Source organism: Pseudomonas rosaeacicularis (assembly GCF_057128745.1).
The window spans coordinates 174,961-199,658 of the sequence record NZ_JBSKHT010000006.1 but is presented as its reverse complement, the minus strand read 5'-3'; the positions used below and the strand labels follow the sequence as shown (position 1 = coordinate 199,658).

The 24,698-nt window shown below is 62.0% G+C and carries 9 protein-coding genes; 3 read left to right on the top strand and 6 right to left on the bottom strand.

Features of this window, described 5'->3' with window-relative positions:
* Positions 1–3: 3 nt before the first annotated feature.
* Positions 4–369, bottom strand: coding sequence for a response regulator (locus tag ACWKWM_RS09990; RefSeq protein WP_483845987.1), 366 nt, complete (start codon positions 367–369; stop codon positions 4–6).
* A gap of 63 nt (positions 370–432) precedes the next feature.
* Positions 433–1,842: an ATPase domain-containing protein gene (locus ACWKWM_RS09985; protein ID WP_483846063.1), complete on the bottom strand. Its 1,410-nt coding sequence runs from the start codon at positions 1,840–1,842 to the stop codon at positions 433–435.
* Between the two features lie 315 nt (positions 1,843–2,157).
* Here ACWKWM_RS09985 and ACWKWM_RS09980 point away from each other — a divergent pair, with 315 nt between their 5' ends.
* From ACWKWM_RS09980 to ACWKWM_RS09970, 3 genes are all read left to right on the top strand, one after another.
* On the top strand, positions 2,158–3,594 hold the full coding sequence (locus ACWKWM_RS09980; RefSeq protein ID WP_483845986.1) for an iron-containing redox enzyme family protein: 1,437 nt from the start codon (positions 2,158–2,160) through the stop codon (positions 3,592–3,594).
* Complete coding sequence (locus ACWKWM_RS09975) at positions 3,591–4,577, top strand: methyltransferase (protein ID WP_483845985.1); 987 nt, start codon at positions 3,591–3,593, stop codon at positions 4,575–4,577. Before ACWKWM_RS09980 ends, ACWKWM_RS09975 begins: the two co-directional genes overlap by 4 nt.
* Before the next feature lie 304 nt (positions 4,578–4,881).
* On the top strand, positions 4,882–5,427 hold the full coding sequence (locus ACWKWM_RS09970) for a S1 family serine peptidase (RefSeq protein ID WP_483845984.1): 546 nt from the start codon (positions 4,882–4,884) through the stop codon (positions 5,425–5,427).
* An 11-nt stretch (positions 5,428–5,438) separates the two neighbouring features.
* Here the strand turns inward: ACWKWM_RS09970 and ACWKWM_RS09965 are convergent, their stop codons facing one another.
* From ACWKWM_RS09965 to ACWKWM_RS09950, 4 genes are all read right to left on the bottom strand, one after another.
* On the bottom strand, positions 5,439–6,617 hold the full coding sequence (locus ACWKWM_RS09965) for an HlyD family type I secretion periplasmic adaptor subunit (RefSeq protein ID WP_483846062.1): 1,179 nt from the start codon (positions 6,615–6,617) through the stop codon (positions 5,439–5,441).
* Positions 6,618–6,646: 29 nt separating this feature from the next.
* Positions 6,647–8,806 (bottom strand): type I secretion system permease/ATPase, encoded by a 2,160-nt coding sequence (locus tag ACWKWM_RS09960; protein WP_483845983.1) that lies wholly within the window; start codon positions 8,804–8,806, stop codon positions 6,647–6,649.
* Positions 8,803–10,209, bottom strand: coding sequence for a TolC family outer membrane protein (locus ACWKWM_RS09955; protein WP_483846061.1), 1,407 nt, complete (start codon positions 10,207–10,209; stop codon positions 8,803–8,805). Before ACWKWM_RS09955 ends, ACWKWM_RS09960 begins: the two co-directional genes overlap by 4 nt.
* Before the next feature lie 129 nt (positions 10,210–10,338).
* On the bottom strand, positions 10,339–24,162 hold the full coding sequence (locus ACWKWM_RS09950; protein WP_483845982.1) for a BapA/Bap/LapF family large adhesin: 13,824 nt from the start codon (positions 24,160–24,162) through the stop codon (positions 10,339–10,341).
* Positions 24,163–24,698 lie beyond the last annotated feature (536 nt).

Genomic DNA, 24,698 nt, shown 5'->3' with positions numbered 1-24,698 from the left:
CAATCAATCAGCCGCATCCACTGTCTGCTTGACCGCCGCCACCACCTCATCGATGTCGAACGGTTTTTCGAAGACGTTGAAAAACAGATCAGGCCGCGCTATGCCCAAATGTGCCTGCGCGCCGCTCATCAAGATCATGGGGGTCGTCTCCATGCCGGTCCTTTTGCGCACCGCCTCCGCCAGCTCGATTCCGTTCATGCCGGGCATCATGTAGTCGGTGATGATCAGTTCCGGACGTTCGCGGTCCAGGATGTCGAGCGCCTTTTGGCCGCTTCCGGCCTTGACCGTCAAATAACCTTCGTCTTCCAGTGCGTAGCTCAAAATGTCTGCGATCAGGTATTCGTCGTCGATTATCAGGACGGTCGTCATATGGCCCTCATCCGGCCAGATGGCGCATGAGTTCGAAAGCGTAATACCGACCGTTGCACGGGTTCAGTCGCCAATTGCATGCTGGGAAACCTTCTTGACGTCTATACCTTGGTTGCCGATGACGACCTCTAAGAGGGAAGGGTCATAAGCGCTGTCTCTTATCTTAAGTATGGACAACAGCCTTTTAAGTTCAGCAGCATGCTGATCAAATCTGATTAACAGCAGGTTATCGACAATACCCGACAGATCCGGCGCGGGGGCGTCGATCTGTGACCCGAGCAGGCTTTGCACTTCCCAGGAGGCCATTACCGTTACCCCGCGCCCCCGCAGCTCGCCCGTCAACGCGGTGAACAGGTCGAGCACCCGGCCTTTATCGGCAGCAACGCGGGTCATCCCGCCGAAGCTGTCGATGAACACCCGCTTGATGTTCTTCTCTTCAACGACGCGCAGCAGGTCGAACGCCAACCGGTCGATCAACCCCGCCGTGGTCGGGTTCCAGACGATGGTCAGCGCACCTGATGCCTCCATGGCGCGAAAATCGCGACCCAGCGCTGATGCTTTGAGGCGCAAGCGTTGCGGCGTTTCATAGAAACCAAAGTGCAGGCCGGGCTCTTGCGGCGTGGACTCACTCAGAAACTGAATGCCGAACGACGTTTTGCCGGAACCCGAAGGGCCGGCAATAAGTGTCACAGAGGACGAAATCAGGCCGCCGCCGACCACTGCGTCCAGCGTGGGGATGCCGCTGGACTGGTACCCAAGGGTGTCGCTGTCCAGCGTTGCGGGTTTCAAAACGCTTTCAAGGCGTGGATAAACGATGATGCCCTGATCGGTGATCTCGAACTCGTGAACGCCCGACACCGCGCCGCTGCCACGGGTCTTGCGCAGCTTGATGCGGCGCACGGTGCGTGGCCCGATGGACTCTTCGCCCAGCTCGATTACGCCGTCGACCATGGTGTGTTCGGGGCTGCCGTCGTCCAGTTGCGAACTGGTGAGAAACAGCACGGTGCAGCCCGCAAAGGCAGCATGGCCCTGCAGTTCGGAAATGAATTTTTTAGTGTCGATCGGCGATTCGGCCTTGGAGCGGGCATTGAGCAGTCCGTCGACGATCATGACGGTGGATTTCTGGCGAGTGATTTCGCGGCGCAGCAACTTGACCACGTCTTCAAGTCCGTCGTTCTCCAGCGTGTCGAACGCGCTGACGAACTGGATGTCGGCACCGATCCTGGTTTTGTCAAAAAAACTCAAGGTCGACAGAAATTCGAAGAGGCGTTCATGGGGTTCGGCCAGGAGAGTGGCAAACAGAACTCGACCACCATTGCCCACATGGTTAAAGCCAAGCTGGTTTGCAAGAATGGTTTTGCCCGAGCCCGGACGACCTTGAATGATGTAAGAAGCACCGGCAACAAAGCCGCCCTTCAACAGCGTATCAAGCCCTTCAATGCCACTCTGAAGGCGTTTTAGCTGATTCAAAATTAAACCCTCTGCTGGTGTTAATCAGCCTGGTGAAGCGTGCAGGCTGTCCTGCACTTTTGCGTGAGCGCCATTCTTCCCCGTTTGGCCCCGATTTCCAAGCACTTGAAGCGTAAAAAGGGTTGCAGATAGGGGTATGCGATCCATTTGAATTCTCGATTGCGGCAGAAGGCTTCTAACGGAGGCGCTGCGTGCCGCTGATCCGGGAAGTTTCAATCTGCGATGAATCTTGTTCCGGCGGCGTACTCATTCCTACAAGAGCGACAGAACACTGTTGCCAGGATTGCCCCTCGTACGTTTGATACTGCCAGGAACGCTATGACCTCTCTTCAGCCCATGACAGGCGCGCCTGTCACCCGACGGACGCTTGCCAGCGAAGGCCAAGTGAAAGCCGTTTACGACGCGTTGATGCAGCCTGATGCCAAGGTTGGTTCTGACGACGTCACTGCCTTCTTGAACCATCAGCTGACACAGGCACAGCACGCCGCGTGCGATATGCCTGACAAGCCTGAGCATCTGGAGGACTGGATCGCTCAAAGCGTCAGCAGCGTTGCCGAGCAATACGCTGCTTATCTGGCGTCGCGACACGCCGGAGAACCGCGGCGGTTTTTCACCACCAAAAGTCATGCGATGTACTTCATTCAGCACGTCGCACCCACCAAGCTGGTGGACGGCGCCTGGCTGTACGGGCTGTTGGCGCACTGGAGCGATTATCGCTTTCATGGATTGGTGCGCACCTACCTGGAAGAGCTTGGCGATGGGGATCCGGCGCTCAATCATGTGTCGCTGTATCGCAAATTGCTCGCGGATCTTGATTGCGAACCGGGCGACAGCCTGCCCGATGACCTGTACCTGCAAGGCGCGATTCAGCTGAGCCTGGGCATGAACAGTGCGCAGTTCTTGCCGGAAGTCATTGGCTACAACCTGGGTTATGAGCAACTGCCGTTGCACCTGCTGATCACCTCGTTCGAGCTGAACGAACTGGGCATTGATCCGTATTACTTCACCCTGCATGTCACCATCGATAACGCCAGTACCGGCCATGCGCGCAAGGCCGCGCAAAGTGTGTTGGCGTTATTGCCAATGGGCCCCGAGCGTGACGATTTCTATCGGCGCATTGGCCAGGGCTATCGGCTAAACGAGTTGGGGCTTGGCACCACGGCGGTGATCGAGTCCTTTGACCTGGAGCTGGAAGTCATCGCCATGCTGGAGCGCAAACGTACGTTTGGTCAGCACATGCATTCCGACTACTGCCGCCTCGACGGCAAGACTGTGAACCAGTGGCTGGCTGAGCCGGATCAGATTCCGGCGTTTCTTGACGTTCTGCAAAACCGGGGCTGGATCAAGCGCCATCAGGACCCTGCCGACAGCCGTTTCTGGCAGCTGATTGAGGGTGCGGGCGCACCGATGTTTGGCGTTTTCAGTGGTTACGAAAAACAACTGCTGTGCGACTGGATCAGCGGTGATTGGCGACCGGCCCAGAGCGATCAACCGAAAAAGGCAGCCGGCAATGCGTTCCGGGCACGCTTTCGCAAAACCGCGGCGGCGCACCCGGCTGCGCACACGCAGTTGGCTGACGGCGACCCGGATGTGCAGGCGTTGAACCGCCAGATGAATGAAGCCGAACCCGGTTCCATCATGGCTCTGCTGATCGAGCATATTTCACCGGCGCGCCATGCCACCCCGGCAGGGTTGCAAGCCACAAGGCTGTTCGTGCAGCACATGGCCGAACGCATGAAGGGGCAACACCCATGAGCAACGACGTGATGGCACCCGATGAGCAAACGCCAGCGGCGCATAATAAGTCGCCGGAGCATGAGGCGCTGCTGACACTGGGCCAGGCACTGGGGGATGGCGGCTACCGGTTCATTACCCCAACGCCATTGACCCATCAGCGGGTCAACGAGCGTGCGGGCAACGAAAGCGCGCAAACGCTGGAAGCGGCCTTCGGCTGGAACCGTCCGTTTGCGTCAGGCCTGTTGCCCAGCGAACAGCAAGGCAGCCTGCTTGGCAGCGGGATTATTGAGCGTCAGGGCAACCGGTTTATCAGCTGCGTAAGGTGGTCGACGCTCAATCACCTCCTGTTGCTGCATTCAGCGTTCCCCACTACGCAGGAAGATTCGGTTTTTTTCGGCCCCGATACCTATCGTTTCGCCCAGTCCATCGAACGGCAGATCGACGCGGCTCAACAGCCCATCCGCCGCGCAGTGGATATCGGTTGCGGGTCGGGCGCGGGGGCGTTGGTGATTGCCAGGGCGTGTCCTGAGGCTGAGGTATTGGCCGTGGACATCAATCCTAAAGCGCTGGCGTTTACGCAAGTTAATGCGCAACTGGCAGGTCTGGCCAAAGTTCGTGTGGCGCACAGCAACATTCTTTCAGGCGTGGATGGCAGTTTTGACCTGATTGTCGCCAATCCGCCGTACATGAAAGATGCCAAACAGCGGGCTTATCGCCATGGCGGCGATGCCCTCGGAGCCGACCTGTCGGTGCGCATCGTGCGCGAATCAGTCGACCGTCTGTCCGATGGTGGAGTGCTGGTGCTGTACACCGGTGTGGCCATCGTCGACGGCCACGATCCGTTCATCGCAGCAGTGCAGGAATGCCTTGAAACAGGCGGGTTCCGGTGGCGTTACAGCGAGCTGGACCCCGATGTTTTTGGCGAAGAATTACTGGAACCGGGGTATGAGAGGGTAGATCGGATTGCCGCTGTGGAATTGGTGGTCACCCGTATCGGATAATGCTCTGGGCCGCAGCTTAGCCGGCTTGTGACAGCTGAATTCTCGCCTGCCGTTTCGTAAGTGATTGAATTTTAAGGATTGGATCCAATGGATGCAGTCCGACGAATGACCGTAGTGGCACATTGCTTTTAGGGTGGCACGATGACATATTTGCCTCCCTTTCATTTACCTTGTGAACTAAATGTTATCGTTCAAGCCACTTCTGGTAGCCTGCGTGCTACTCAGCGGTTGCAATGGAATGCCCACCGCTTTTACCCAGGATCCTGTTTACGACCAAGCGTTCGTTGTTCATTCCGGAGGACCGATGCCCCTGCTGTTGATGGGTAGCGCGGTGCAGTGGAACGAAGAATATGCGGTAACCGTCAAGCACATTCCTTATCTGAACGGATCGGTCTACCAGGGCAGGGGCGATATCCAGTTCTTCAAGCATAGTGCGCCATCTGCCCCAACCTGGCGTGAATTTCGAGCCGGCGAGCAGCTGACCGCAGTGGGTTTCAACCCATTGTATTTCCCGGTCAAGGGCACGGGTACAGCATTGCCTGCGCTGGTCCGCCTGGACGCCAAAGACGGCGGCGTTCTTTACGGCACCCACGACGGCCCAACCGCTAAAGGCATGTCGGGCGGCCCGGTATTCGCCGACGACGGCGATGCTGTCGGTATTAACGTCGCTTACCTCACCCAGAGCGATCTTCGCGATCTTGATCGTGCTGATCTGGTCAACCTGCCACGGGTGAGCATCTTCATGCCGTACAACGAAATCAACAAAGAGTGGCGCCGTTTTCAAGGTGTACTGCAGGCCGAAGCGCTGCAGCAGCAGATCAAAAACGGTGGCGCCATCACCAATCGTTGAGGCTGGGGCGATCATCTCTCGCGCAATGCCTCCTTGGCCCGGTTCAACGGTTTGATCAGGTAGTCGAGGATGGTCTTCTCACCGGTACGGATGTCCACCGTGGCAATCATGCCGGGGACGATGGCGAAGGTTTTACCCGCCTTGTTGCGCAACACATCGGCGTCAGTGCGGATGTACACCCGGTAGTAAAAGACTTCAGGTTTGGCTTCGTCCTGAATGGTGTCGGGGGAGATGGTCACGACCTTGCCGTCCAGGCTGCCGTAAATGGAATAGTCGTAGGCGGTGATCTTGACCTTCGCTTCCTGGTCCGGATGGATGAAAGCAATGTCTCGAGGCGCAATGCGGGTTTCGATCAGCAGTTGTTCATCAAGCGGGACGATCTGCATCAATTGACCGTTGGGTGCCACCACCCCGCCGATGGTCGTCACTTTGATGTCCTTGACGATGCCGCGCACCGGCGAGCGCAGTGTCAGTCGCGACAGTGAATCGACACGCCCGCGTACCACTTCTGAAAGGGTGCCGGCCTCGGCGCTGGCTTTGGCCAAGTCTTCGCGGGCTCGCACCATGTAGTCCGAACGGGCCTCGGTGGCCTTGAGTTCCAGCTCCGAGCGCTGACGGTTCAGGCGAATCACTTCGACCCGGCTGGAGGCACCGATCTTCGCCAGGTTTTCGGTGATCTCCAACTCACTGCGCACCAGTTTCAGCGAATCCTGAATGCCGGCCAACGTGGATTCCAGGCCGCGACGTCGAGTGTTGTACAGCTCGGTTTCCGCGCGGGTCAATTCTGGCCAGGCGGCCAGCGACGCTGGAAACTTCAACGGCTGACCGCTGGATTCGGCTTGTAGGCGGGCAACACTGGCGACCATGGCGCGGTATTTGACTTCGCTTTCGCCGACGTTGGACTGGGTCTTGACCGGATCGAGCTGGGCCAGTATCTGACCGCGCTCCACCAGCGTGCCTTCGGACACGTTCATCTGCGTGACGATCCCGCCTTCGAGCGACTGAATAACCTGCTCGCGGGAACTGGGCACCACCTTGCCGGTGCCGGTGGACACTTCAACCACCTGAAACCACGCTGACCAGCCTAGAAAGCACGCCAGCATCACCGCACACAGCCAGACCACTCGGGTCGAACCGCGCACGTCGGCGTCATCGGAACCATCCAGGTACGAGGCAGGCGCTGACGGCATGCGAATCGCAACAGCATCGGACGCAGCGTTCATGGCCGAGCTCCATTGGGTTGTCTGAGACGGGCCAGCGCCGCGTCACGTTTGTCGTCGATCACGATCCGGCCAGCGTCCACCACAATGATCCGGTCCACCCGTTGCAGCACGCTGACCCGGTGGGTTGCGATGACCAATGTGCGGCCTTCGCTCCACAGTTCCAGGTCGTCCAGCAACTTGCGTTCGGTGACGTCATCGAGCGATGCAGTCGGTTCGTCCAGCAGCAGCACTTGCGGCTGGCGCAGCAAGAGTCGCGACATCAACAGGCTTTGTCGCTGACCGCCGGAAAGCCCTTGGCCGCCTTCGAGGATCAAGTGATCGAGGCCCTTGGGCAGTTGCCGGATGAAGTCCAGCGCGCCACTGATGGCCAGAACCGAAACCAGCTCCTGATCGCTGGCCTGGCCTGCGCCCAGCGTGAGGTTGTCGCGCAGGGTGCCGTGGAACAGCCGCGCATGTTGCTGCAGCAGGCCGACATCACGGCGCAGGTCGGCGGGGTCGATGTGCGCCATGGCGATGCCGTCGAGGGTGAAATGACCGGTGGCCAGATCCATCGCGCCCGCCAGCCCTTGTAGCAGCGTGGACTTGCCCGCGCCGTTGCGGCCGAGGAGGGCGATGCGCTCGCCGGGGCGTATTTTCAGCTCACTGATTTCCAGCACCGGGGAGGTTTCTTCGGCGTAGCGAATGCTGACATTTTTCAAGTGGTAGTCGCCGCGAATCGCCGGCATGTGCACGCGCTTGCTGCCTTCGGGATGATCCACCGGCAGTTGCATTAGCCGGTTCAAACCCTGCAGCGCGACCTTGGCTTGTTGCCAGCGAGTCAGCACATGAGTCAGCTGCGCCATCGGCGCCATCATCCGCGAGGCGAGCATGGATGCCGCGACCAGACTGCCGGTGGTCAAATCGCCCGCGATCACCATCGGCGCGCCAAACACGATGACCACGGCAAACACGCCGCTCTGCACATTCTGCGTCCAGGCGACCAGTCCGTTGGTCAGCGTGCGCAGTTGCAAACCGCTGTCGGCCGTGGCGGCGTTGTAGTGATTCCACTGCTCCTGAAAGCGTTGTTCGGCCTGCAGGCATTTGATGTCGTCCAGGCCTTGCACGCTCTCCACCAGCATTGCGTTGCGCAGGGCGGACTCGCGCATGTTCGCGTTGGCCAGCCGTGCCAGTTTGCGCTGGTACATAAAGCCGGGCAGCACCATCAGCACCAGAGCCACCAGCGGGATCGCCACCAATGACCCGCCGATCAAATAAAAGATCAGCAGGAACAGCAAGAAGAACGGAAAGTCAGCCAGCGCCGTGGCGGTGCTTGAGGTGATCAAGTCGCGGATCTGCTCCAGCTCGCGCAACTGCGCGATAAACGAGCCGGTGGACTTGGGACGTGCCGAATTGCGCAGTCGCAGCGCGTGGCCGTAGACCAGATCAGACACACGCAAATCCGCACGCTTGCCCAGCAGGTCGGTGATGCGCAGACGCATGATGCGCATGACGAAGTCGAAGATCACCGCCAGCATTACGCCGCTGAACAGCACGTACAGCGTGGGCAGGGATTCGGCGGGTATCACCCGGTCATAGACCTGCATCGAAAACAGCACGCCGGCCATGCCCAGCAAGTTGGCGACCAGCGACGCAATCATCACATGGCCGTAGGGCCGCAGATCGCGTAGCACGATGCGCCGAAACCAGTGCTCGTCAAACGGCTGCACGTAGTCATCGGTGCGCACATCGCTCAGCGGCCGCGCCGGACGCAGGATGACCGTGCGGCTCAGTTGTTCGCCCAGTGCCTTTAAAGGCATGCGATTTTGCAGCCCTTGATCGCCACTCAGGGCGATGCCGACTTGCTCCTCGTCAACGCTTTGCACCACGCCGACCTGGCCGTCGTGCAGCTCGACCACTAACGGCATGCGCCAGCGGTTGAGGTCTTTGGGCAGTTTGCCGGCGAACTTGATGGTCAGCCCGGCCTGTCGCGCCATTTGCCGGACCACGTCGTCAAGCTTGCGATCATGACGCAGGGAGGCGATGCGCACGGTTTCTTCGGAGACGTTGAGCCGGTAATGGCGGGCCACCAGCAGGATCGCTTCCATCCATTGATCGTAATCGGGCGCTGCGGGGCCAGGCTCTGGCGCGGCGGTGGTAATCATGACGGCGTCGTTCATGGCAGTATCCTCACACCCTGCACCGTACTGTCATCGAGCCTGAACGCTCGACGCAGGCCGCCGCTGTTGTATAGGCAATCGATTTGCAGGCGACGCATGTCGGCCACCGTGTTGGCCAGATCAAAGCGCGACTGGTGGATTTCCTGCTCGGCGTTGAGCAAGTCCAGCAGCGGGCGCGTGCCCAGATCCAGATACTGGCGGCCATACAGCGAGCGGGCTTCGCTGATGCTGGTCTGGCGCTGCTCCAGTGCGCCGAGGCGTTGCGACAGACCGGACGTTTGCGCCTGGGCTTCGGCCAGACCCTGGGTAGCTTGCAGGCGCGCGGTGTCCTCGGCCGAATCGGCGGCCGTCAGCGCATAACCGGCTGCGCGGCTTCGGGCACTGATCGCGCCGCCCTGGTAAATCGGTACTTCGACGTTCAGATAAATCCCGGCCTGGGTCCTGTCAGCGTAGGGATTGTTCTGGTTGTAGTTGTTGTCCAGGTAATGGTTGATCGACGGCTCAAGTGACACCGTCGGATACGCCTGGGACTTGGCGCCGGCCAATTCGGCCTGTGCCTCGTTGCGCTGGGCAAGGGCTGCGAGAACGGCGGGGATGGCATCGATCGATGTGTCCGGGTTGTCACAGGCCTTGGCCGCCGCGATGGGGAATCCGTCGGTGACCTCGGCGGTGGTGGTTTGCCCCATCAGGTTGCTGAGAGTCGCTTGCCAGCGCGCGTATTGCGCCTTGAATTGCTGCAGCGTCGCGATCCCGCCTTCGGAGCGTGATTGCGCCTGCACCACATCGGATCGGGTGCTGGCGCCCATGTCGCTGCGTTGCCGGGCCAGCTCGACGATGTCACCGATGCCTTTAATCTGCGCCCTGGCGATCTCCAGCAAGTTGCGATAACGCTGCACCTCGATGTAGGCGTAGGCCGTGTCGCGGGCGACCTGGTCGATGGACACCAGAATCTGCGCCTGACTGCGCGCAACCCTGGCTTTTGCGGCCTGTACGGCGTTCGAGACTTTGCCGAAGTCGTAGAGCATCTGCTTGAGCGAAATGCTCAGTGACTGACTGTCACCTTCAACGCTGTTGCCGCTGCTGTAACCGGATCTGACCCCGCCGCTGATCTGCGGGTAGTAACCGGCTTCGGCCACGTTTATGCCTTCGGCCTGCTGATAAAGCGCGCCGACCGATTGGCCGATACTCGGATTCCAACCCACGGCCTGCTGAATGGCCTCATCCATGGGCAAAGTCGACGCACTGGCAACGGCCGGCGCGCTGGGCATCTTTGCGTTACGGGCAGGAGCGGTGTTACGGGTAGGGCGATGCTCCTGTAATTGGCTGGGGCTCAGGTTTCTGAGTGCGGGGGCGATGTGCTCGTCGGCACTCGCTGCGTTGCGACTGGCAAGCAGTACGCCCATCGCCAATATCGCGATGGGCACCTGCCGGATAACACAGGCTGACTTCACATAAATCCCTTACTGTCGGTCCCTGGCGCGCTGCTATGGCAGCGCGCGTTTCCTGTTTTTTTTTGTGGCTGGCGCTCAGGCTTAAACCACCTGTACGCCGTTCTGCACCCAAAGATGGTGGGTCGGGTCCTCCTGCGGTGTGTATTGGGTGTATTCCAGCCCTGCAGCCAGGTGCGTGCCGTCCGCAGACCACTCGCCGGTCATGTGCACGCTGTCCTGCTGCGTACCCTTGATCAGCAACGTGCTGTGGTCGGCTTCGGTAACGGCCACCAGGTCCGACAGGTTCAGCGTGAGCTTCACGGCGCTGGTGGCATTGAGGTCAATGACTTCGATGTTGTGCAGGCGGCCCTGCAAGTTCCCGAGGTCGATGCTCGCATCGCCGCCTGCCCACATCAGGGTGTCGGTGCCGGTGCCGCCGTCCACGGAGGCGAAGTGCTGGTCAACGACGATCAGCGTGTCATTGCCCGCGCCGCCGTTGAGGGTGATGGCGCCACCCGCGTGAGCAACGTTCAGCTCGTTGTTGCCGTCGCTGCCCTGAATCACTACGTGATTGTTGATCGCCTCCTGAGTGGTGAGTGCTGCTGTTGTGGCGCTGTCATCGACCAGGCTGAACGCCGCCACACTGGCGACTGCACTGGTGCCGGCCTGATGCAGGTCAATGGTCAGCGTCGCCGTATCGGTGGTGCCGTTGGGGTGGGTCAGTTGATAGTTGAAGACATCCGTGTGCCCAACCGCCGCATCGGTCAGACCGGCCTTGAGCGCGTAGGTGTAGCTGCCGTCTGCCTTGACCAGCAAGGTGCCGTAGGTGCCGACCACACTGGTGCCGTTGTAGCCCGGCAGCACGTAGGCGCCCGACGCCAACACCGCCAGCGAGGTAAAAGACGAGCCCAGTACATCGGGCCCTGCGCCTGCGGTGTCGGTGAACAGGTTGCCGGACACCGGCGTGCTGCTGCCGATCACGTTCAGGTTGGTCACCGTGGCATCGTTGATCAGACCGACCGTCACGGTGTTCAACAGCGCGACACCGGTGACGGAGACGTTGACCCGGTAGGTGCCCGGCGTCTGATCTTCAACGGTGACGCCGTAGGTGCCGCCGCCCAGGGTCAGCAGTGAATTGCCACCCCAGCTCTTGACCAACACGTAGCTGCCGGTGGTGGTGTCGAGTTTGTACAGCCCCAGGGTCAGCGTCGGCAGCAGGTTCAGCAGGCTGACGGGCTGCACGGTCAGGGTCAGGTCGCTGACGGTATTGGCCAGCACGCTGAAGGTGTAGGCGCCGGAAATCGAGCCCAACACTGCGCCGGCTGTGCCCAGTGTCGACACATCGTGGGTCACCGGATGAACCAGGGTGACGTCAGTGGTCGCCAAGTCATTGGTCGCATCCACTACTACCGCTGGCGCCGCCAGGTTGGAGTTGCTCCAGACCTCCACCGCCTGTGGGCTGTCGATGCGCACAAACAAGCTGGCCGAATCGCTGAGCCCGTTGCTGTGCACCAACTGGTAAGTGAAGACGTCAACTTTGCCGACGCTGGCCGCACTGCCGTTCGGTGTGTAGCTGTAATTACCCTGGCCGTCGATGGTCAGCGTGCCGTACAGCCCCTGAACCGTAGTGCCTGCAGACGCATTGACGAAAGCGCCCGCCTTGAGCACTTGCAGCACCGCACCGTTGTCCGGCCCAGTGATGTCGCGCGTCCCATCGGTGCCGATGTCCGTGATCACGTTACCGGTGACTGCTGCGCCCGCAACCCCATTGAACTGGGTGAGGCTGGTAACGTCCATGTGCAGGTTGGAGTTGACGACCTGCAACAGGGTAAGCGACGCAGTGCTGGCAACCAGACGGTAGTCACCAGCGATCAAGGTGCCCATATCGACCACCAGACCTGTGCCGCCGAGCAGGGCCAGATTGATTGGCGAGCCATTCCCCGCCACACCGATCGTCACCCAGGCGCCCGTCGCGTCCTTGACTTGCAGCGTATAGGTCCCGTTGGACGCCAATTCCAGAATGTTGCCAGTGGTCAGCGTCAGAGTTGAGTGAGCCGTCTCGCCGCTGTTGACCGTGAAGGCAAACGCCTTGGTTTGAGTGCCTAGGCCCAGAACGGTCAGAAAGCTGTCCGCGTAGTTGCGCACCGTTGTCGCCGGTGTGAGGGTCACGGTGGCCGTCGCCAGATTATCGCTGGCGATGACCGGCAGATTGACGTCGATGTCTGGCGCCGTGACGTTGGTGCTCGGCGAGACGTTGCCCTTGATGTCAGCGAGGGTGACTTTCAACACCTCGCCGTTGATCTGCGCGCTGTTCAGAGTGAGGGTGAAAGTGCCGTTGGCCGCAGCGGTGCCGGTGCCGATGGTGGTCCCGGCGGCGTTGGTGACGGTGACGATCGAGCCCGCTTCCGCGTTACCGGTCAGGGTCAAGCCGTCTGCGCTGACCAGCAGCGAACCTGCTGCTGGGGGTGGCGTCAGGTCTGGCGCAGTGGCATTGATAGGTGCCGACACGTTAAGCGCGGCATCGAGTTGGGTGATGCTCAACACTTGATTGTTGATTTGCGCGGGTATCGAGACCGAGTAGGTACCGTCGGCTGCCACGATAGCGCTGCCCAACAGGATGCCATTGGCACTGCGCACAACGATCTGATCCCCGACGATGCCTGTCCCGGTGACCAACGTGCCGCTGGCATTGACGATGCCCGTCGCGGGTGCGACGGGCGCAGTGATGTCAGGAGCAGTGATCCCGAGCGAAGGCGAAACGTTGTTGGAGCCGTCGTTCAGACGAACCGTCAACGCCTGGCCGTCGGCCTGGGCAGGGGTCAATGTCACGGTGAACAAGCCGTTACTGCCCACCTGTGCACTGCCCAACAGTTCGCCGCTGGCGCCATACACTTTCGCGGTGGTGCCTGCTTCGCCTTGCCCGCTGACTGCGGTGCCATTGGCGGCCACACTCAGATTGCTGGCGATTAATGGCGCAGTGATGTCGGCTACGACCAGCGTTCCAGGTGCCGAGACGTTAGTGGCGGCGTCGGTCTGGCGCACGGTGAGGGTTTCGCCGTTGAGCTGCGCGGCAGTGAGTTGCACGGTAAACACACCGTTGGCGCCCACAAGCGCATTGCCCAGCGGATTACCCAGGTTGTCAGTGACGACCACTCGGGCACCCGCTTCGCCAGTACCGCTCAGTTGCAGGCCGTTGGTGCTCAGCGCCAGGTTGCCCGGCGCGTTGGGCGCGGTGGTGTCCAGCACATTGAGCGAGGCGGGCAGGGACGTGTTGTTCGCCCCATCGGTCAGCGTGACGTTGACGGTTCCGCCGTTGAGTTGCGCCGCCGAGAGCGCGATGTTGAAGGTGCCTGCGGCGCCGACCGTGCCGGTGCCGAGCAGGTTGCCCGCACCGTCGCGCACAGTGACGGCTGCGCCGATTTCTCCCGCACCGCTCAGTTGCAGGCCGGTCCCGTTCAACAACAGATTGGTCGCAATAGGGGGCGGAGTAATGTCCGGCGCGTTGATAGCTGTTGGTTGAGAATCCAGACCTGCGCCTGCACGATCGGTCTGCAGCGCGGTCAGCACCTGACCGTTGGCTTGCGCCGGGATGAGGGTCACGCTGAAGGTGCCGCTGGCGGTGACGCTGCCAGTCCCAAGCACTTCTCCTGCTGCTGATTTGATAGTGACCAGCGCGCCGACTTCACCGGTGCCCGTCACCAAAGTGCCTGTAGCGTTGATGGTCGGAGCGAGCAGCGCGGCAGGTGGGGTAGTGTCGAGCGCCGTCACGATGGTGGGAAGCGAGTTGCCGCCCAGCGTAGTGCTAGCGGTGACCTGCAGCGTTTCACCGTTGGTCTGCGCGGTCGGCAGCAAGATGGTGTAGGTGCCATCCAACGCAACACCGGTGTTCAGTGGCAGTCCGTTGTTGCCGTACACGGTAACCGTGCTGCCCACAGCGGCTGTACCGGAGACGGTCAGGCCATCAGCCGAAAGTACTGCGGCAGGTGCGCCAGGTGCAGGTGTCGGAGGTGGGGTAAACGGCGCAGGCAATGAAGGGTTACCCGCGACGTCGGTCTGGATGATGCTCAGCACGGTCGACGTGGTGATGGGGGTGCCAAAGGTGAACGTGAAGTTTCCGTTGGCATCGACCAGCGCAGTACCCAGGACCGTGACTCCCGAGCGGATGGACACTGTAGCGCCTGCTTCGCCGTGGCCTGCCAGTTGAGCGTAATCGGCACTGATGGTCAGTTGGGTGACGAGGCCGGGAGGTGTGCTGTCGTGAGCATTGAAGCTCAACGGCGCGGAGGTATTGTTCGCTGCATCCCTGGCAACAACGGTCAGGGGTTGGCCGGCGTTTTGCGCGGTGGTCAGCGTGACCACATAGTTGCCTGTCCCGTTGGCCTGAGTGGTTCCTACGCTCACGCCACCGGCGAACACCGTGACGAAGCTATTTGCTTCAGCGGTCCCGGTCACCGTGGTGTCGGTGACAGCAGTCACCGTCGGTACGTCCGGCGCAGTGACATCCGGTACCAGCAACGAAGCCGGTGTGACGAGCACGTTGCCTTTGGCATCGGTCAGCGTGACACCCAGTTGCCCGCCGTTCAATTGTGCAGGATTCAAGGTGGCGCTGAAGTGTCCATCGGCTCCAACCGTTGCGATGCCGATTACCGTGGTGCCGCTGAGGACCTTGACGCTGGCGCCGACCTCACCGTTGCCTTCGACCACCAACCCGTTGGAGCTGAGGGTCAGACCGGTAGCGAGGGTAGGGGCCTGAACGTCCGGAACGGTGTAACTCAGATTGCCGGAGTCATTGCCCGCCGCATCTTCCTGGACAAGGTTGAGCACTTGGCCGTTGAGCTGTGGCGGATTCAACGACACGCTAAACGTGCCGTCGGCATCGACCACCATCTGGCCCAGTTGCACGGGCGGGATAGCGCTGCTGTAGACGTGAACAGTCGCGCCCGCTTCACCGGTACCGCTGAGTGTGACGCCGTTGGCGCTCAACGAAACAATGACCGGCGCCGCAGGTGCGGTGGTATCGGGCGCAATGAGGGTCACGCCGGTGGATGGATTACCCGTTGGGTCTTGTTGAATCACCGTCAGGGTTTCGCCGTTTCTCTGCGGCGTGCTCAGTTCGACCCGGAAGCTGCCGTCACTGGCGACCAGGCCGGTGCCGACGGTGTCTCCCAGATTATTGGTGATCACCAACCGGGCACCCGGCTCGCCGGTACCGGTGACAATGCTGCCCGTCGCGTCGATCGGCGTGACCGGCGTCAGTACCACTGGCGCAGGCGGCGTGGTGTCCGGTGCAGGCAGCGTCCCCGCCGCCGAGGCGTTGTTGGCCGCGTCGGTCAGTACCACGAGCAAGGTCTGGCCGTTGATTTGCGCGGCGGTCAATGTGATGGAGAAATGGCCGTCAGCGCCGACCGTGCCGGTGCCCACGGACGTCCCGCCCAGTGGCGTGATGCTGACGGTGGTGCCTGCTTCCCCGGTGCCGGTCACTGTCAAGCCGTCGTTGCTGATATGCAGTTCGATCGGCACACCGGGCGGGGTCAGATCCGGCGCGGTGACCGGAACGGATGTGCTGACGTTGCCAGGAGGATCGGCCTGCTGAACCTGCAGGATCTGGTGGTTGATCTGTGGCGTACTCAGCGTGACGCTGAAGCTGCCGTTGGCCAGCACCAACGTGGTACCGATCACCACGCCGCCTGGATCGCGGACGGTGACGGTTGCGCCGGGCTCGCCCGTGCCTGTCACTACCACGCCTGCGTTGTTGATTGCCACGCCAGCCAGTGGCGCCGGTGGCGTGAGGTCCGGTGCAGTGAGTCCGATGCTCGGCGATACGTTGAGCGAAGGGTCCGTCTGAGTGACAGTGATTGCTTCGGCGTTTTTCAGTGGAACAGCCAATACCAGCGTGAAAGCGCCGGTGTCACCCACGACAACACTGCCGATGGAGGTGCCCGCGCTGTTGCGCACAATGACCGTCGCACCCGCTTCGCCACGACCGGAAATGGTCGCGCCGTCGCCCGCGATGGCCACACCGGTCAATGCCAGCGGTGCGGTGGTGTCGATGGAGGTCTGCACAGCAGCGGAGACGTTGCCGCTGGCGTCGGTCAGGGTCACGGCCAGTTTTTCACCGTTGGCCTGCGGGCTCAAGAGGTTGACCTGGAAGCTGCCATCCACCTGGACCACGCCGGTGCCGAGCACCAGACCTGATACATCCTTGACCGTTACCGTCGCACCGGCTTCGCCCGTACCTGAGACCACCAGGCCGCTGGCGCTAACAGCAACGCCGGTAGCCGCGAGGGGCGCGACGAGGTCTGGCGCAGTCAGGTTGACCGCCACCGATTCGTTGCCCTTGGCATCGGTCTGCTCCAGGCTCAGAACCTGGCCTGCAGTCTGCGCAGGGGTGAGCGCCACGGTGAAGGTGCCATCGGCAGCCACCACCGCAGTGCCCAGAACGACTCCGCCCTGACCTGCAACCGAGACAGTCGCCCCGGCTTCGCCACGCCCGGTGAGCGTGATGCCGTTTGCTGCCAGATGGTAGTCGGTGATCGGCGCAGGAGGTGAGGTGTCGTTGGCCACCAGCTGAGTCGGCAGCGAGTTGAGGCCGTCGCTGCTCGATGCGCTGACCGACAGCGTTTCGCCGTTGATCTGCGCAGCACTCAGGGTCACGCTGAACGTGCCGTCGACGCCTGCGAGCGCAGTGCCCAGTTGCGCACCACTGAGGCTGCGCACGGTCACAAGCGTCCCGGCGCCAGCGGTGCCGGTCACGGTCAAGCCGTCTACACTCAGCACCAGACCGGTCGGCGCGCTCGGCGCCAGAATGCCGGGCGCGGTGACGGATGTGGCTGGCGAAACGTTGAGCGCCGCGTCGGTCTGAACCACGCTCAGTGCATCCCCGGCAGTGACGCCGGGAGCCAGCGTCACGCTGAAGGTGCCGTTGCTGGCAACGTTGCCAGTGCCGATGACAACACCCAGGGCGTTGGTCACGCTGACGGTGGCTCCGGCTTCACCCAAGCCGGTGAGCGTGGCGCCGTTCGGGGCCACGGCCAGGTTGCTGACCGGCACGGGGGCGGTCAGGTCAGCGGCGGTATAAGGAACCGCTGCCGACAAATTGCCCGCCGCATCGGCAGCCTTGACGCTGAGCACCTGGCTGTTGAGTTGTGGTGCATTGAGTGTCACCTGGAAGGTGCCGTTGTCCGCCACTACCGCTGTGCCCAACACACGACCTTGTGCATCGGTGACCGTGACGGTGCTGCGAGCTTCGCCCAGACCGGTGAGTTGCAGGCCGCTGGCGTTCAAGCTCAGACCGCTTGGATCTACCGGGGCCACGAAGTCCGGCGCGATGACAGTGACCGCAGCGCCTTCGTTGCCTGGTGGGTCCTCCTGGTTGACGGTCAGGATTTGCGCGTTGTTTTGTATGGTGTTGAGCGTCAGGCTGAACGAGCCGCTGCCGTCCACCAGCCCGCTGCCCAGCACCAGGCCGCCCGCGCTGCGCACGAAAACCGTCGCGCCGGGTTCGCCGTGGCCGGTGACAGTGAGGCCGTCGGCGTTGAGCACCACATCGGTCAAGGCCGCTGGCGGGCTGATGTCCGGCGCGATAATGCTGTCCGCCGCCGAGACGTTGCCGCTCGGATCGGTCTGGGTGACTTCAAGGGTCTGCCCGTTGTTCGGCACCGGCGACAGATTGACGCTGAACAAGCCAGTGGCGCCAACCACAGTGGTGCCCAGCAATACGCCGCTGGCATCACGCACGTTGACCGTTGCGCCTGCTTCGCCGTGGCCGGCGAGGGTGACGCCATCGCCGGTAATGGTGAGGTCAGTCACCGCTGCTGGCGGTGTACGGTCCAGGGTGGTGACGCTGGTGACAGGAGATAGATGATTGGCGCCGTCCACCAGTTGCACTTGCAGCGGTGCGCCGGTCAGTTGAGCGTTCGGCAGTGTGACCTGGAAGTTGCCGCTCGGATCGACAGTGCCGGTTGCCAGCAGATTGCCTTGGGCGTCGCGCACATTAACGGTAGTGCCCGCTTCGCCTTGCCCGGTGACGACCGTGCCGCCAGCGTTGATGGACACGCCGGTCGGGGCCAGTGGTGATTGCAGGTCCGGCGCGATGGTGCTGCCCGGTTGTGACTCGTTCAGTTTCAGGTCGGTTTGCCGCACGGTCAGGGTTTCGGCATTGAGCTGGGAAGGGGACAGGGCGACCGAGAACAGGCCGTTGCTATCAACGACCGCACTGCCGATCACCGCGCCTGCGGCGTTTTTGACCGTCACGGTGGCACCGGCTTCGCCGCGACCACTGAGTGCGCTGCCATCGGTGCTGACCAGCAGATTGGTCGGCGCATCCGGCGCGGTAGTGTCCCCGGCAGTCAATGTGCCCGGCACCGAAGTTACGATGCCGTTGGACGCGGTGACCTGGAGGATTTGGCCGTTGAGCTGGGCCGATCCCAGAATGACCGAGAACGTACCGTCGCTGCCTACGAGGGCCGAACCCAAGACAGCGTTGCCAGTGCCGGCGACAGTCACGGTAGTGCCCGCGACGCCGAGGCCAGTCAGGGTAAAGCCGTCAACCGACAGCGCAAGATTCGTCGGTGCTGGCAGTCCGGTGCCATCGGGCCCGCTTAATGTGACGGGAGGTGAGTTCAGGCCGGCGCCATCGGTGGAGATCACGGTCAGGGTGTCGGCGGTCACGGCGTTTGTGGTCAGCGTCACCACGAACACGCCGTTGGCGTTGATCTGCCCGGTGCCCAGCACCAGTCCATCGCCACGGGTAATGGTCACGGTAGTACCGGCTTCCCCGGTGCCGGACACAGTGTGGCCGTCCGGACTGATCACCAGGTTGGCAACTGCCACAGGCGGCGTTACATCTGGTACCGGGAAAGAGAACGGTTGCGAAGCGTTGCCTTGAGCATCGGTCACCACCAGCGACACGGTTTGCCCGTTGAGTTGCGGTGTGCTCAACGGCACGCTGAAGTCGCCATTGGCATCCACTGGCGCGGTGCCCAGCACAGCGCCATTAGCGCCTCTGACCGTGACCGTGGTGCCGGGTTCGGCAGTACCGGTCAGCAGGGTGCCGTTTGCTGCAACGGCCAGGTTTGACGGCGCGTCCGGCGCACTGAAGTCGGGGGCCTGGAGGCTGACATTAGGGGATACGTTGGTGCCGTCGGTGGCGCTGACGCTCAATTGTTGCCCGTTTAGTTGCGGCGGGCTCAAGAACACCGAGAACGTTCCGTCGCTGGCGACCACTGCGGTGCCCAGTTGAGCGTTGTTGGCGCCGCGCACAATCACTGTGCTGCCGGCTTCACCGATACCGGTGAGGCTTGCGCCGTTGAGGCTGACCTGCAGAGCGGTCGGTGTGGCCGGAGGGGTGTTATCAATGGCGTTGAAAGCCACCACCACCGACACCTGGCCTACGCCATCTGCCTGGCTGATTTCAAGCGGCTGACCGTTGCGCTGAGCGCTGGACAGCGTAATCGTGAATGAGCCGTCGGCCGCTGCGACCGCGCTGCCCAGAGCAATGCCGTTGGCATCGCGGATGGTCACCGTGGCGCCTGCTTCACCGGTACCGCTAATGGTGATGCCATCGGCCGCGCGCACCAGAATGATCGGTGCATCTGGCGCCTGAATGTCCGGCGCATCCAGCGGTGATACTGGAGAAACATTCTGCGCGGGATCGGTTTGACTGACGCTGAGCGCCTCGCCATTGACTTGCGCAGGGTTCAGCGTGACGTCGAAGTGCCCGTTGGCGCCCACGACTGCGCTGCCAAGGAGCACACCCTGGCTGTTCACCACCTTGACCGTGGCACCGACCTCGCCGTCGCCGCTGACGACAGCGCCATTGGCGGAAATCCCCAGGTTGGTCAGTGCAGCCGGAGGGGTGAGATCCGGGGCCGTGGCAGTCACGGCGACCGAAACGTTGCCCGCCGCATCGGCCTGAACCACCTGCAAGGACTCTGCATTGTCTTGTGCGGTGCTGAGCGCAACGCTGAAAGTGCCGTCGCCGTTGACCACCGCTGTGCCCAATACCAGGCCATTGGCATCACGCACGGTGACTGTCGCACCGGGTTCGCCGATACCGTTGAGCACGCTGCCCGACGCGTCGAATGTCAGCGCGGTCACGGCCGCAGGCGGTTGCGTATCGTTAGTGGTGTAAGGCACTTGGGCGGTATTGCCGGTGCCATCGACTGCACTGATCTGCAGGGTCTGCCCGTTGTTCTGCGGGCTGTTGAGGACGACGCTGAAGGTGCCATTGGCGCCAACTACCGCCGTGCCAAGTACTGCGCCTGCACTGTCGGTCACGGTAATCGTTGAACCGGCTTCGCCATTGCCCGTCAACAACGTGCCGGCGGTATCCACGCTGATATTGCTGGGCGTCAGCAGGCCGTCGAGGTCTGGGGCGGTGACAGCCAGCGGGGCGCTGGTATTGCCGGCGGCATCGGTCAAGGTGACCTGCAGCGATTGTCCATCGATCTGCGCGGTGGGAAGGGTGACTGCAAAGCTGCCGGTTGACGCAACAACAGCGGTGCCCAGCACATTTCCTTGTGCATCCTTGACGGTCACTGTGGCGCCGGGCTCGCCCCGACCACTGACCACCAGGCCGTTAGGGTTTACTGCCAGCGCGACCGGTTGATCGGGTGCAGTGACGTCGGGAGCTGGCAATAGAGTCGGCACCGATTCTGCGCCGTTCGGGGCAATTGCCACGACTTCCAGCAATTCCCCATTGAGCTGAGGCGCGGTCAGCGATACGTCGTAGGTGCCATTCGGCGCCACGACTACGCTGCCCAGCACATTGCCGTTGGCATCGCGCACTTCAATGGTATTGCCCGGCGTGCCGTTGCCGGTGACGTGGATGCCGTCGGCGCTCAGCACCGGGTTGACCGGCGCAACGGGGCCGCTGCCATCTGGCACGGTCACGTCGGTGGCGGTCGACACATTGCCTGCGGCATCCGCCTGACTGACGGTGAGCACGACGCCTTCTGCCACGGGCGGGGCCAGCGTGATAATGAAGGTGCCGTTGGCTGCAACCGTGGCGCTGGCCAAGGCGTTGCCGTTGGCGTCGCGTACGGTGACGGTATCGCCGGCTTCGCCTTTGCCCGAAAGCGTGGCGCCGTCCGGGCTCACCTTCAGATCAGTCACCGGGGCCGGTGCGGTGCTGTCCGGTGCAGTCACCAGCACGGCGGCGGTGCTGTTGCCGTTGTCGTTGACCGCGTTGACGTCCAGCACTTCGCCGTTCACTTGCGCGGAGTCGAGCGTCACCGCGAAGGTGCCGTCCGCCTCAACCCTGCCCACACCGATGACTTGGCCGAGCGCATTGCGCACGAAGATTCGCAATCCGGGCTGACCTGTCCCGGTCAGGGTCAGGCCGTCGATCGATACCGCAAGATTTTCCGGTGCAAGAGGCTGACTCAGGTCCGGCGCAGACACCGCGACGTTATCGGACACGTTGCCGGCCGCGTCGGTCAGCGTCACGGTCAACGACTGACCACCGATCTGGGCAGGGGCCAGCGGTACATTGAACAGACCATCGGCGCCGACGGTGCCTGTTGCCAGGATATTGCCACTGGCGTCGAGAATGGTCACCGTCGCGCCCGCTTCGCCACGCCCGCTGAGCTGTGCGCCGTTGCCGCTGATGGCGACGTCGGTCGGGGCGGCTGGAGGGGTGGTGTCGACCGGAGGTGTTGTGCCGACATCCGGCGCGGTAATTGCGCTGGCACCAGAGGCGTTACCGGCCGCATCGACCGCGCTGACAGAAAGATTTTGTCCCGCATCCTGCGCGGGGCTGAAGGTCAGGGTGAAGGTGCCGTCGGCCGCGACGATCGCAGTGCCGAGCAGGGTTCCGTCTGCCGCACGCACTTGCACGGTGGCGCCAGGTTCGGCGGTGCCGGTCAGTTGTGAGCCATCAGCATTGAACACCAGCGCGCCCGGTGCACCGGGGGCCGTGGTGTCGGCAGCGGTGACAGGCACTTGCGCTGAAGCGTTGCCAGCAGGGTCGGTCTGGCCGACGGAAAGCGTCTGGCCGTTGGTTTGCGACGAACTGAGAGGGACAGTAAACGTGCCGTCCGCAGCCACCACCGCGCTGCCTAATACGTTGCCGTTGGCATCGCGCACGGTCACGGTGGCGCCCGCTTCACCGCTACCGGTGAGGGTCGAGCCATCGGCGGCGACTGCAAGATTGGCCGGGCCGGCGGGAGCTGTGGTATCGCCGGCGGTCACAGGCACTTGCACGGAGGCATTGCCAGACGGGTCGGTCTGGCCGACAGAAAGCGTTTGGCCGTTGGTTTGCGATGAGCTGAGCGGGACCGTGAAAGTACCGTCCGCGCCCACGATAGCGCTGCCGAGCACATTGCCGTTGGCATCACGCACCGTCACGGTCGCACCTGCTTCACCGCTACCCGTGAGGCTCAGGCCATCGGCGCCCACTGCAAGATTGGTCGGCCCGGCGGGAGGCGTGATGTCGCCGTCGGTGACTGCGGTGACAGGAACTTGTACTGAGGCGTTGCCAGCGGGGTCAGTCTGGCCGACAGAAAGTATCTGGCCGTTGGTTTGCGGTGTGCTGAGCGGGACAGTGAAAGTACCGTCCGCAGCCACGACAGCGCTGCCCAACACATTGCCATTGCTATCACGCACGGTCACGGTGGCGCCTGCTTCACCGGCACCGGTGAGGGTCGAGCCATCGGCGCCGACTGCCAGGTTGGTCGGGGCAGCGGGAGGGGTGGTGTCGGCAGCGGTCACAGGGACTTGCGCTGAGGCGTTGCCAGCGGGGTCGGTCTGGCCGACAGAAAGGTTCTGGCCGTTGGTTTGCGATGAGCTGAGCGGAACAGTAAACGTGCCGTCCGCACCGACAACAGCGGTGCCAAGCACATTGCCATTGGCATCACGCACGGTCACGGTGTCGCCCGCTTCACCGCTACCGGTGAGGGTCAAGCCATCGGCGGCGACTGCCAGATTGGTCGGGCCATTGGGAGCAGTGGTGTCGGCTGCGGTGACAGGCACTTGGGCCGAAGCGTTGCCTGCCGGGTCAGTCTGGCCGACAGAAAGGGTCTGGCCGTTGGTTTGCGATGAACTGAGCGGGACCGTGAATGTACCGTCCGCGCCCACGACGGCGCTGCCCAGCACATTGCCGTTGGCGTCGCGCACGGTCACGGTGTCGCCCGCTTCACCGCTACCGGTGAGGGTCAAGCCATCGGCGGCGACTGCCAGATTGGTTGGGGCAGCCGGCGCTGTAGTGTCCGGGCTGGTGATCGGGGTCGAAGGCGAAACGTTGCCGGCCGTATCGGTCTGGTCAACCACCAGCGGAGCACCGTTAACCTGTGGCGTATTCAAGGGAACGGTGAACGTACCATCGGCCCCGACCACGGTGGAGCCGAGCAGAGTGCCCCGCGTGTCACGGACATTGATTGTGGCCCCGGCCTCACCAATACCGCGTACGGTCAAACCGTCCGCCGAGACCGTCACATTCCCGGGCGCAGTGGGCGGGGTAACGTCACCGGCATTGTTGCCTCCGCCGCCACCACCACCGCCTCCGCCAGTGGCTGCCGCCGCGCCGCCTACGCCTAATAGCCCTAACCCGGCAATGGCAAATTCCGGCGTGGCGCTGCCGACCACTCCCGTAGTTGCGAGCAAGGCATCAAGGGAGGAGATTTCTTCGAAGGTAAAACCGGCGAACGCTTCGCGGCTGTACTGACCCTGCCAAAGGGTTCCGTCTTCAGCCTGGAACACCATGTCGCTGCCAACACCGTTGGGGTCGGTGTTGAAGAAGTTGCTCACGGTGATGTGTTCACCGGATTTGAGCGTGACCGTCAGGTCTTGACCGTTGCGGCTGACAGTGGCGACCTCTCGGGGCGACACCGGCAATTGCACCACGCTGGCTTTGGAAAGTTGAACATTACCCCAGGCATTTGCAGAAATTTCGGATGTGGATTTATCGGCGACTACAATATTGTCCATAACGGCTCCTGCCATTTCCATACGCGCGCGCCAGACTTCGGTTGTCCTGGCTTGCGCTCAAACAGCTCACACTCAAACGAGTGGTGTTAGCTGAATTTTTTTTAACCAAACACAGATGTTTGGCATCCATCCGGATAGTCATGGGTATAGCAAAGAAAAATAATCTGGCTAGTCAGGTAGGGGCTTTCGGAGGACCGGCTGGCAAATTTTAAACGGCCTGAAACATCTGTTTCGGCGACAGTCTGCCCCTCGAATCCAGCTTCGGATATGGCACATTGACCCGTACGGACGGGGGTTTTGGTTGATTGCAGGATGCAATCAAAAAGCCATGAATCGGCATCAATCTGACGCTAAAAATTTGGCGTATTTTTTTCTGAAATCGGATAAGTGGTTGGTGTGGAGGATGGGTGGGGCAGGAAGAGTTCCCTGAATGTCCGGAGCTCATAAAACGGATGGCAAACCTTCCGTTGCCAATGGGGATAACGGCCGTTTTGCACAGCGCCTCATATAGCAAACGTTTGCTTGCAAGGCGTCAC